Annotated in this window: 7 protein-coding genes; 3 read left to right on the forward strand and 4 right to left on the reverse strand. The window is 41.6% G+C overall.

What is annotated here, in order from left to right:
- Window positions 1–40 precede the first annotated feature (40 nt).
- From hisD to AC3WJJ_RS23145, 3 genes are all read right to left on the reverse strand, one after another.
- Window positions 41–1,357, reverse strand: coding sequence for a histidinol dehydrogenase (hisD, locus tag AC3WJJ_RS23135; RefSeq protein WP_492544206.1), 1,317 nt, complete (start codon window positions 1,355–1,357; stop codon window positions 41–43).
- Between the two features lie 286 nt (window positions 1,358–1,643).
- A complete protein-coding gene (locus AC3WJJ_RS23140; RefSeq protein ID WP_492544208.1) occupies window positions 1,644–2,210 on the reverse strand; it encodes an SF0329 family protein in 567 nt (188 codons plus the stop codon).
- A gap of 227 nt (window positions 2,211–2,437) precedes the next feature.
- A complete protein-coding gene (locus AC3WJJ_RS23145; protein ID WP_492544210.1) occupies window positions 2,438–4,084 on the reverse strand; it encodes a formate--tetrahydrofolate ligase in 1,647 nt (548 codons plus the stop codon).
- 236 nt (window positions 4,085–4,320) lie between these two features.
- On the opposite strand from AC3WJJ_RS23145, the gene AC3WJJ_RS23150 reads away from it, so the two are divergent.
- Genes AC3WJJ_RS23150 through AC3WJJ_RS23160 form a run of 3 tightly spaced genes read left to right on the forward strand, consistent with a single transcriptional unit; the run spans window position 4,321 to window position 5,579 of the window.
- A complete protein-coding gene (locus AC3WJJ_RS23150) occupies window positions 4,321–4,608 on the forward strand; it encodes an autorepressor SdpR family transcription factor (RefSeq protein WP_492544212.1) in 288 nt (95 codons plus the stop codon).
- On the forward strand, window positions 4,589–4,948 hold the full coding sequence (locus AC3WJJ_RS23155; RefSeq protein ID WP_492544214.1) for a DUF1648 domain-containing protein: 360 nt from the start codon (window positions 4,589–4,591) through the stop codon (window positions 4,946–4,948). Before AC3WJJ_RS23150 ends, AC3WJJ_RS23155 begins: the two co-directional genes overlap by 20 nt.
- A 55-nt stretch (window positions 4,949–5,003) precedes the next feature.
- Window positions 5,004–5,579 carry a hypothetical protein gene (locus AC3WJJ_RS23160; RefSeq protein WP_492544216.1) on the forward strand — a complete coding sequence of 192 codons (576 nt, stop codon included), beginning with the start codon at window positions 5,004–5,006 and terminating at the stop codon, window positions 5,577–5,579.
- Window positions 5,580–5,707: 128 nt separating this feature from the next.
- On the opposite strand, the gene AC3WJJ_RS23165 is transcribed toward AC3WJJ_RS23160, so the two are convergent.
- Window positions 5,708–11,779: a glycoside hydrolase domain-containing protein gene (locus AC3WJJ_RS23165; RefSeq protein WP_492544218.1), complete on the reverse strand. Its 6,072-nt coding sequence runs from the start codon at window positions 11,777–11,779 to the stop codon at window positions 5,708–5,710.
- Window positions 11,780–12,034: the final 255 nt, after the last annotated feature.

Below are 12,034 nucleotides of genomic sequence, written 5' to 3' on the forward strand. Positions count from 1 at the left end.
TCAAACTTTCTCTAGAAAGAGACCATTAACACATAATCAACTATTCAAAAAACCTAATATCAGCCGCTTGGACGTGACCTGGTAATTGCTCATATGTACCCATTTCTTTAATGATTGGATAAATCTCCTGTAATGCTTCCCTACTGAGTCTTCCGATTGTTGAATATTTCACCATATCCTTGGATGTAATGCCCGAGAATGCTCTTGCAAAATGATTGGTCGGTAAAACGGCTGTAATTCCGATCCCGTAGTTAGCCGCCGAAAAAGGGGTGTATTCACCGATAAGAATTTCACCTGCATGATGTATCTGAGTCAACACACGATCCTCAATATCTTGATCACATACGACCATGACATGTTCTGGAGCGAACCAATTGATAAACTCACAAGCTGTATCCACGCTTGAGGCAACAACGATTGCCCCCTTACCTTGAGGGCTGAAGACATTCTCTAAATATGATCTTCGCACGCTTTCAACCTTATCAATACATCTCCATAGAAGCTCTTCAACTTTTCGGGCAAGGTTTGCCGATGTGGTGACCAGTATAGAAGAAGAATCTGGCCCATGCTCCCCTTCATTGATTAGATCATATGCCACCTTTAATGGATCAGCCGTTTCATCTGCAAATATCACACACTCTGTAGGACCAATACCTAGCACACTCTTCTTCCCATAGGTCATAGCAACACTAATGGCTGCAGCAATTCCTCCGGGTCCAGGACCAAAGATTCCATCAACCTCAGGAATGGAAGCAGTTCCTTGCGCGAATCCTGCTATGATGGCTACCCCATTGCCTACGACGAATTGATCAGCACCCGCAAGTCTTGCGGCAGCGACTGTTCCCGGATCTCCAGTTCCGTCAGGTAACGGGGGCATCCCTACAACGATTTGTCTAACACCTGCTACTTTCGCAGCTACGACCAACATGATAGCAGTCGAGATTAGCGGACCTTTTCTTGCAGGTATCCATATACCGACAGACTCTAACGGACTTATGCTTTCACCGATCACGGTTCCAGGTCTTATCTCCTTCTCCCAGGATTTCGGCAACATCGCTAGGTTAGCATCCTGCACATTGTTAATCGCTTGTTCTATAGCAATTCGAAAGGATGGCGACAGTGAAGAAATGCTATTCTGAATGTATTCATTAGATAGCATTAGTTCATCCAATACAGCATCGTCATATTTCTTGGTGAGACTTCTAATCCCATCATCTCCGTGACTTGCAACCTCATCGAAGATCGATAAAACCCCATTTAGAACATCCCTGTTGAACAATGTTTTGTGTGTTTTGAACCGTTCTTTAATGATTTCATTCTGTTCTGGGATGGTGTAAATCATACTTTGGCTTCGCATCATCATTACCTCCAATGTTAGATATAAGCAAAAAAAAGAGCCACGTGGATAAAAAAATACCCACATGACTCTTATCGTTCAAGTCCGTAGGTATAACGCCAATAAGCGCTTGTACCTACGGAGAAAATCCGTAATACAAACGCCTAACGATGATGATGGCTATAGGATTTAGTAAGCATTACTACACAACCGTTCATAAGAACAACCTCCTCAACCACACTTGGACTTATTATAGGTTGGAGCACACCATTTGTAAATACTTTCCATGCATTAACCTAACATTTCATCATGTGCTACGACGGAGTTCATAAAAATACTGCACTGCTGGATGCTTTAACTTCATCTTCTCACTCATGTTTAAGATTCGCTTCTTACCAACACGACGATCAACCAATGCTAGAATGTTCAATAAGATATCGTTGCTTTCGATACTCTCATCTATGGATGTAGATAAAAACTTGTTAGCCACCACAATGAAATTCGACTTGCTTAACGCAGCCTGTGCTGATAATAGTTCCTTTGCACATTCTGTTATTTTCCTGTTTCTCGCAATGACTACTAGGCGATCCTCCGGGACAGGCCCCTTGGTATCTTTACTTACCGCTTCGATTTCTTCTTCGCTGATTGGAATCTGTAGATTTGGATCATTCTTAATTTCAAGCTCTGTATGATACCATTTGATCACGCTAGATTTATCGTTCATATTGAGTATGTTCTTTTTATCTACTGAAATATAACAAAGTCCCGCTTTATCCGGTACATACCGATAACCCGTTGCTCGGTATTCTACTCTTCCGATGAGCGCAGGACATAGAAAACTCTCCAACTGTTGCTTCAATTTACTCCAGGACATATATCCTCCTATGTTCTCTAGACCTGACTATAAGGTATGTGACTGTCAGGTAGGTTCGTTTATTTTCGACTTTAACACCTTTAAATACTACCGTATAAAATAGAGGAAGGAATTAATGGATCGGAAATCCCCTCATCCATAATCCCTTCCTCGATTATATCACGTCTTATTCATTCACCGTTGTATCCAATAATTCGTTAACGTCCTTCATCTCTCTGTTCTGCATATCAGCTCAAGCCTTCAATATGTCCTGCCCCATCCAGCCGTATGCGCCATGCAGCTGGTTCCGCAGGTAGTCCCGGCATTGTGACGACCTTCCCTGTTAATACAACAATGAATCCAGCACCTGCCGACCAGCGGACATCCTGCACCTCAATGGTAAACTGCTCTGGAGCCCCGAGCACAGTCGGGCGGTCTGTAAATGAATAGGGCGTTTTCGCCATACAGATCGGAAGATCCTGCACGCCAAGGCGTTCCAGTTCCTGAAGTGCTCGCTTCGCAGCCGGGCGGTATCTAACCCCAGCTCCACGATAGATACGTGTAACGATCGTCTCAATCTTCTCTACTAGCGGCATATCATCAGGGTATAGCAGCTCAAAGTCATCTGCCGATGAACCATCGGCCAGCTCTGCCACTTCCTGCGCTAACTCACGGCACCCTTCGCCGCCAAGCTCCCAAGCATCCGAGATGACCGCCTTCACACCAAGCTCTGCACAAAGGGCTCTAATCTGCGTAAGCTCTGTCTCCACATCCGCTGCAAAGCGATTAATAGCAACGATGACTGGGACGTTGAAGATGCGCATATTCTCGATGTGACGACGCAAATTAACGAATCCGGACTGGATCGCATCAGCATTGTCTAAAAGGAGCTCTTGCTTCGGAACACCACCGTTGTATTTCAATGCACGTACGGTCGCAACGATGACCACAGCTGCTGGTTGCAGATTTCCCTTACGGCACTTAATATCCATGAATTTCTCCGCACCCAGATCGGCACCAAAGCCCGCTTCCGTCACGACATAATCGGCTAACTTGAGCGCATGCCGAGTTGCTCGTATGCTGCTACAACCGTGGGCAATGTTCGCGAACGGACCACCGTGAACGAATACCGGATCTCCTTCAATGGTCTGGACCAGATTCGGATGGATCGCATCCTTTAGGAGGGCACACATCGCATCTACCGCCCGAAGCTCTTTCGCCGTCACCGGGTCCCCATCCATATTATATGCCACTACAATTCTGCCGAGCCGTTCCTCCAAATCCGCCATATCCGCTGCTAAACATAGCACTGCCATCACTTCTGAAGCCGTTGAGATCAGAAAGCCATCTTCACGTACCGTACCATTATTGTCACCAATGCCGATCACAATCTGGCGCAGTGGCCGATCATTCATATCAAGCGCTCGTTTCCATACTATACGAGATGGGTCAATGTGCAACGCATTGCCTTGGAATAGATGATTATCTATAAGCGCCGCAAGTAGGTTATGCGCGGATGTAATCGCATGAATATCCCCCGTAAAATGCAGATTAATATCCTCAGCTGGTACAATCTGGGCTTTTCCACTGCCTGTAGCGCCCCCCTTCATGCCCATGCACGGTCCAAGAGATGGCTCGCGTAGTGCAGCGGCTGCTCTCCGTCCAATTCGGTTCAATCCCTGTGTAAGTCCGATCGTTGTGAGCGTCTTTCCTTCCCCCGCTGGCGTCGGATTCATGGCCGTAACAAGGATAAGCTTGCCATTTGGCCGCTGAGATATAGAGTCCCATACATCCTCGGAAAGCTTCGCTTTCCATTTCCCGTAAAGCTCAAGCTGATCTGCTTCAAGACCTAGTGGTGCTGCAACTTCTGTGATTGGTTTCATATCTGCCTCCATACCTATTCCGCTTTGTTCTCTATTTTACTGTTAAGCTGAATCCTCTCTATAGAATATTATAAAAAAATTCACCTCCAAAAGTTCATGATCATGAGGCGAATTTAGTACATGCATGTTGAAGATGAGAGAAAAACTATTTCGAATACCATCTAAATAACTATTGAATCTCGAACAGGCAAGTCGTATAATCTAATTAGAAAATATTCTAAATAGATTACATAAGGAGGATAGATACCGTGGGATTTCCCGAAACTTTTAAAGCTCTATCCGATCCTGTACGCCGTAATATTCTCGTGTTGTTGAAGAATGGTAGGTTGTCTGCAGGTGAAATAGCTTCTAATTTTGACATGACGGGAGCTACGATATCATACCACTTGTCGCAGTTAAAGAAAGCAGGCCTGATATTCGAATCCAAGTATAAAAACTTTATCTATTACGAGCTCAATATCACGGTTTTTGAAGAAGTTATGTTATGGTTCTCACAATTCAAAGGAGCTGAATCTGATGGAAAAAAAGATGAATAAGTCATTTGTTCTTAAGCTGGTGATTTGTTGTATTCCTTTTATACTATCGGCAATCTACTACAATGAACTCCCTGACCAAGTCGCTATTCATTTTGATAACGCAGGCAATCCTGACAATTATGCACCGAAGTTTATAGCAGCATTTGGCATACCTGCTCTTATGATTGTACTTTATTTATATTCATGGTTTAGAAATGAAACGGCCCCCTATTCTAAAATAAGTAAACAGCAGGTAAGCCATCGCTTACCTGCTGTTTTATTTCACTGCTGCTTCAGCAGCCATTTCGCAATGTCTTCAATGTTATGTTATGTATTTATCTTATTAACTATATTAGAATAATATAAATATTAAACGGAGGTGTACCAATGACAGGCATCATTGAAGAGCTGAGAGGTTGTCTCAAAAAAAGGGCTATGAAAATAAAGACGAATTTCAACAGACACTGGAAAAATGCAGGGACGTAGCATTGTCAAATACAGATGTTGAATTTTTATCAGAATTATATTTTGTATCCAAAAACTTGTACATTCGCAACACCATATTGAAGATGCTTGTGTTTTCTGAAGACATTAATTTGAAGGATTTTTTCTTCAAAGCTTTTAAAAAAGAGCGCTATCTAGATATGAGATTGACTGCAATTCGAGGCTATGCGAGTTATGCGACGGAGAACGAAGTCGAGAAACTAATGTCTAAATTCATAGAAATTCTGAGGAAACGTCCTGAAAGCACACCATATAACTATCAAGAATATGAGATGCTTCGTTCTGCTTTTGGGTTACCCTATTTAGTAGACAGATATAAATATGCTTGTTTTATCCAGGCATATGCACAAGAAGAAGAACAATACAATGCCATGCCTGATGCTTTCAAAGGACATTTTACATTAGATGAGAGAGGAAATCCTGTCCAACTTCGCTCACTAACAGAAACCAAGAAAATGCTTGATGGATTCTGGAGTAGAGGATACTAAGCTGCACTCTGGAGGTTGTTTTATAGTGAATTCAAAGTGAATACGTACTGTATACCACGATGGATCTGGGGAATAAAAAAGCCATTGATCCCATGTACAGTGGAATCAACGGCTTGATTAACTGATTATTATTGCAAGATCTCCTTGGCTACAATCGCTAGGTCATCAATATCTACTTTTCCGTCATGATTAACATCGGCTTTCGCATTCCAGCCTGACTGACCTTCTTGCTTACCGTACACTGCTGCAACGATTGCCAAGTCACCGATCGTGATGCCGTCTTTTCCATTGACATCCGCAGAGATTTTCTTACTATCAAACACTTGAATGGCTGCTTCCAGTGCGGATATAGTGCTGTCCACCTGCTGTTGAGTGACATTCGTATCGTCCATTATCGCACTAGCCGCATCGATTGCCGATTGCAATTGTGCTTTAGATCCAACTGCATACAAACCATCCTTATTTCCTTCCACTGCTGCATTATGCTTAGCTTGAGCGCTTGCGATCAACGTCTCCAATTGCGATTTATCTATGGCTGTACTGATAATAATCTCATGAGAAGATCCGTTAATCGACAGTTCATTCCCTTCTCCATTAGCAATAACGACTTGGTCTACGGAAACGGTCGTATTGGAGGCCTGAACTCCAGTTTTAGCCTTAAATTTGAATGAGAGCAAATCACCTTGTGTAGGCACGCCAAGCTCGCCTTGATTCGCTTTCACACTTGCAGCCACAATCCTGATTTTCCCCGGCACAGATTCCTTTGTATCGATAACTTGGAATCCGTCTTTCAGTGATTCAACCGATTCGAACTGTAATTTTACCGGATCGTAGTGAAGCGTTAAATCTTGAGCGTACATTTGCTGGTATTCACTCTGCATAACGTTGCTGATCCCCATCGTCATATCAAATGTTTGACCATGAATTACCTCATGTAAACCTGTCAAAGTAGACTGATTCTTCGTCTCCCCATTAACATTGTCGATATCACTTAGTTTAAATTTAGCTTGAATAATATAACTTAGATCCGTTGTTACTCCGCCTTTCCATGCTTTAGAGAATTCCTCGTCCCAATGTCCGTAAGAATTCATGATAAAGGTGCCATCTGGTTGTACGACAATACCCGCGTATCCTGTATCTCCTGAATATGTGTTCTGTGCAAAATCTTCTTTTAACATAATGCGATATTCGCCTTCGTTTTGCTGCATCAAATCTTCATAGGTTCCAACCCAAGCTACCCATTCACCCGCTCTCCAATCGCCCGGTTCAATTATTCCGTTTTGATTATAATCAAGAATAATTTCTCTGAAAGTTACGACGAGACGACCGGTGATTGGATCGTAGACTGCCTTATGTCTCTCCCCTTGCAACGCACCTTGGACATCTTCTGGTTCACTCCACGTCTCGCCTTCATCATCAGAATAGAACATAACTGATTTATGTTGATGCGACTGGCTTCTAGCCAAAGCTACAATTCTGTTGCCATCCGGCGAGCGGAACATTCCCACCTCGCATATTTGGTAGCTGCTTTCAATCGATCTGTATTCGCTTAAATAGGGTTCTGGCTTACTCCATTGTTCATTGCCTTGTTCATCAAAAGTTAAATAAGTTTTGTAATTGGTATAACCATAATTATGATAAACTCCCATCCATTTATCGATTAAATTCCCATTCTCATCTTTCAACTGGACTAAACTTGACATAGCTACTATAACGTTATTCGGCTTATCATCAATATTCGTATACCAATGCTTGTACTCTGTCCAAGTCTCTCCACCATCATCGGAATACGATGTATTCCAACCTGTGGAACCATCTCCCCACCCTGGACAACCAGTAATCAAGATAAGCCTCTCTTTGCCGTTACTCATATTTAATTTATAAATAGTAGGTGTTTCTTGAGATCTTGCCCATGAAGACGGAGTCTCCTTCTCAACCCAGGTTTCCCCCGCATCATAGCTCATTTGCAGTACAAGAGGACCTTTACCATGACCAATGGGATACGCTGTAATCAATGTTTTATTATCGTTCAGCATAACCATGTCTGGCTGCCCCAAATACTGCCGCTCTGTACCTTTGCCGTTCTCAATGGTAGTAATATATTTATCGTCTAGATGATATTGTGGGATTGAATATTGAATATTCAAATGTTTTGCTACCTGAATCCTTATCGTTTTCTTATAACCGCCAGCCACGTTTTCGACTGTAATGGTAGCATCACCTTTACTTATCGCATTCACTTTGCCACTTTCACTTACATTTACAACTTGTGGATTACTAGAAGTATAGGTTAACGATTTATCTGGATGATCAGATATGAGCTCAGCTTGAATTTGATAGGAATCTCCTACATATAGCTTTTTACTCATTTCAGAAATATTTAGCCCATTTACATAACTTAACGTTATCACCTCATCTGGAGTCAATGTACGATTGAATACTTTTACTTCATCCAATATCCCGCTAAATCCACGTCCACCCATTATTTTTGTTGGAGCCAAAAGCGGTGTCTTCACATTTTGATTCCAATTAATCGTTGCTTTTAATAGGCCATCAATATAGAGAGTAAGATTGGATGCGTTGCTAGTTACCGTAACATGTTTCCAACTATTTTTTTCTAAGAGATAATTAAAAGTTAAGAAACCTTCTGGTACATGCATAGACATTTTACTTTCCGTACTATCACGGCGCACATCAATGGAAGTGGAACTTAGCTGATTACCCGTAAACGTTTTGCCATCCCATAGTGCGGATGCGGTCTCATTACTACCGGCATCTTTTACCCAAAAGGATACTGTCCAATTTTTTGTTAATGTAACTGGTGAAGTAATCTCGACCTTGTCTTCTTTTGCAAATTGAATCGCGTTGCCCGACTTACCTTCAACAATTGTTCCACCTGTTAACGTTCCGTTTGCCGATCCCCAACTATCCGTTATCCTACTATCTTTAACATTATCAAAAGAATAATAAGATACTTGAGCTTCTGGATTAACTTTTGACTGTTCTACGATAACTTGAATAGAAGCCGTCTTCGTTGGATCAGCTTGGGAAGCGACTTTGATTGTCACAGTCCCTACGCTTTTACCAGTAACGAGTCCATTCGAATTCACACTTGCAATCGCTTCATTTGTTGATGACCAGGATACGCTCGGGTTACTGATATTAGCAGGTGTCAGTATGGCATGTAGTTGTTTCGTTGCCCCAACACCAACAGATGTTTCTGCACCCTCTTGGATTGCTATCGATTTTAATGTTTCAGGATTATTTTTAATTTGAATATATTTAGACGTTAGATCTTTTAGTTCTTTACGAATCTGATCCATGTCTGCTGCAATTTGAGTTTTGCCAGCCGCTGTTAAGTAGTAACCGGATGAACTATATTTTGGTTTTATTTTGGCAAGCAATCCTTCAACATCAGCTTTCATAGCAGGAACTTCTTTTTTCATTAAAATCATCTTATTCACATCGCGCACACCTTCTGCCATTTTTTCAAGTCGTACACTTGATTTGGAAGTCGGATTTGAAGCCGTACGTTCATCAGGGAATATTAGAAATGTATCTCCCGCCTCAAAAGCGTTATGTGTCGTATCCTCTAAAGGGTTCTCTACCCAGGAATCATAAGCCCAGCGTAAGTATCCTTCTCCCCCTACAGCATAAGAATACATCATCGTCCAGTAGCTTTCTGCCGGTGCACTAAGTGAGAAGTTTCCTGGTATATGACCCGTGCAAGAATAAATGGTGGTCCTAAGTCCAAGTGCTTCACGTTGCATAAGAAATTGAGCAAATTCTGTTGGATGATCTTTCACTGCTATCGTTCCAACACTCAGATCATCCACACGCATTCCTAAATCTCTTTTTGCTACAAAAGCATCCATAGCCCCTGCGGTTTTCAAGCTATCTCCGTGAATCCCTTTTACGCTCTCAATCAGATCGAAAATTGCCGTGCTGAATCCTCTCTCGTCAATCCCCAGATAGGTATGGTCAAACCATCCCTTGTCTTCTAGATGGGTAACAAAACTATTTAAAAATAATTTCCAGATACGCGTGTATTCACTTGTACCCACACTAGAGAACGAAGCACTTACATTCCGGCTTGTAGCTTCGTCATAGTAGGTAAAGGAGTTGTGCCATGGAGCAATACCATAGGCAACAATCTTGTCTCCAAGTCCTAATGTTTTATTAAAATCTACCCATGCGTCATATTCAGTATAATCAAAGGTAAACGTACCATCCGTCTTTTTTGTCCATTTGATCATGGATGGGTAGTGAATTTCGTTTGCACTGTATGTCTGACCATCCCATGCATCATCAACAATGGTCGTGGTAATGGCGTGCCCGCCCAATTCTTTATATTTCTCCATATGCGGACGTAAAATTTCCAGATGCTTTTGTGAAAAAGGCTTCACACCATAGTACTCTGCTACACTATACGGCGCCTGCCATAATTCAATATCAAAGCCCTGTTTAAACTCTTCTGCATCAGGCATTGTTGCATCTAACACTTCCAGGCTGTATGTGAATTCCAAAGGTGTATCTACTCTGTCTGCTGTTACAATGATTTTACCAACATAAGTTCCAGCCTGTGTATCCTTAGGTACATCAACTTCAACCCATACGGGCTGCACCGCATTAAATGGAATCTGTATTGGTGTCGTTTGATATAGAATATCATTACTTTCTGCACGATTCCCCTGTGGTATAGGCCTTGTTTTGCTGCCATAGCCTGGCATACCCGTATATGCTTGTGTCGATTTAATAAATGTTGCAGTGATATTATTAGCCGATAACGTGTTGGATCCGCTTACAAAATCAGTTGCCTGTACATTGACATTATTTAATCCAGATTCTAATGATATCAATGCAATTTCGGATACGGCTTTATCATTTTTCCAAGCAAAAATGGACTTATCTACTACACCCAAGCCCTTAACTTCCGTATAACGATCCTGTGTGTATTGCGAATTCGTATCCACTATACTTCCATGGATCTGCGGATTACCCTCGGTTACTTTCACTGTAAGTGTTTTAGATAAATTGTGTTTTAATGAGCTGATCGTAATCGTTGCCGTTCCAGCAGAAAGAGCTTGAACCAATCCATTGGCACTTACTGTGGCAATTTTTGAATCACTTGAACGATATTTAAGATCGCTAATATCCGCGTAATCGGGAACCACCGTATAATTCATTTGATATTGTGAGCCTGCAATGAGAGTAAGATTGTCTTGTGATAGTACAATATCACTCACTTGGTATGGGGAATGATAGACAACGACTTTTGCGCTATCAATGAGTGTCCCTGTAGCATTTGGCTCTTTCTCTCCTGTTGCCTCTGCCCGAAGTACATGGGTTCCTTCCGTCAATCCACTCACCGTGGTAATCAAGGTAGAATTGATATTGGAGGAATTATACAAACTAAACACACCTATTTCTACTCCATCTATCAGGTATCGCACCTTCCCCATAGGCCTATTTTTGCCTGCATAAATATCAATTTTATTCCCAATAAAATTCACTTCGTAATAGGTATCTTTTGGATTAGCACCTAGTGGATTAGACCAGGTATGTTCAGCATCGCCTGCTGTCCAATTGTTAGAGAATGTAAAGTGATTATTCGTCCCCGTCGTTTTCGTGTGTGGGATCGCTGTAGTCTCTACTTCTACATCATCGTTGTACACACGTGCGTAACTGACTTGTAAGCCAGTACCGCCTTCGGGTAAAGTAACATTTACGGTATGAGTTCCATTCGCTAATCCTTTTTTGCTATACAGTATTGTTTCTGTATTAGCAGCGCCTGTTATAACTAATGTTTCGGGAGCTTGATTATCCAATTGGAACGTATTTTTCGGGTCATTTTTAACACCGTACAATTCTATTCCTGTTCCTTTAAATGTAAACGAATAGGTATGCTTACGGGCCTCTTCATAATTCATATTCCACACCCAGTGTTGCGTCTTAGCTTCTTCAATTCCAATAATAGATGACTTCCTATCCTTTGCCCATCCCGTTAATCCTTTTGGATCTGTAGCTGTCGTGTACGTAAAATAATGATCACCTGAGGTTACAGTATCATCCACGATAAGATTAGATGTGGATTCTGCATATCCTTCGACTGGATTAACGGTTATTACTGTCGTTAATACCATCACGCTTGTCAAAACAATCTGAATAAATTTATTCGTCACTTTTTTTAATTTATTCATTGTGCATACTCCTTTTGACTTTCCATAATTTTTTGATGATCATATTACCTTTTACGCTGCAGGACTTATACACTTTGTGTTGATTCGAGGATTTTTAAAGCGCCTCTGCGCCGCACACAATATCCCTCCCTTCATAGATAAGATAAATATTTTTTTATGTAAAATCATTTCATGTGCCTGGAACCATTAACCCCCTCATTTTTCAAATATAAAGCGCTTTCATTTTATCGTATACAAATCGTTTTATTTTTGATA

It is taken from the genome of Paenibacillus sp. FW507-14B1B (genome assembly GCF_058781425.1).

Coding starts and splice junctions, on each gene's coding strand:
- AC3WJJ_RS23140 (WP_492544208.1), bottom strand. CDS start 2,210: ATGTCCTGGAGTAAATTGAAGCAACAGTTGGAGAGTTTTCTATGTCCT.
- AC3WJJ_RS23155 (WP_492544214.1), top strand. CDS start 4,589: ATGGAAAAAAAGATGAATAAGTCATTTGTTCTTAAGCTGGTGATTTGT.
- AC3WJJ_RS23145 (WP_492544210.1), bottom strand. CDS start 4,084: ATGGAGGCAGATATGAAACCAATCACAGAAGTTGCAGCACCACTAGGT.
- AC3WJJ_RS23165 (WP_492544218.1), bottom strand. CDS start 11,779: ATGAATAAATTAAAAAAAGTGACGAATAAATTTATTCAGATTGTTTTG.
- hisD (WP_492544206.1), bottom strand. CDS start 1,357: ATGCGAAGCCAAAGTATGATTTACACCATCCCAGAACAGAATGAAATC.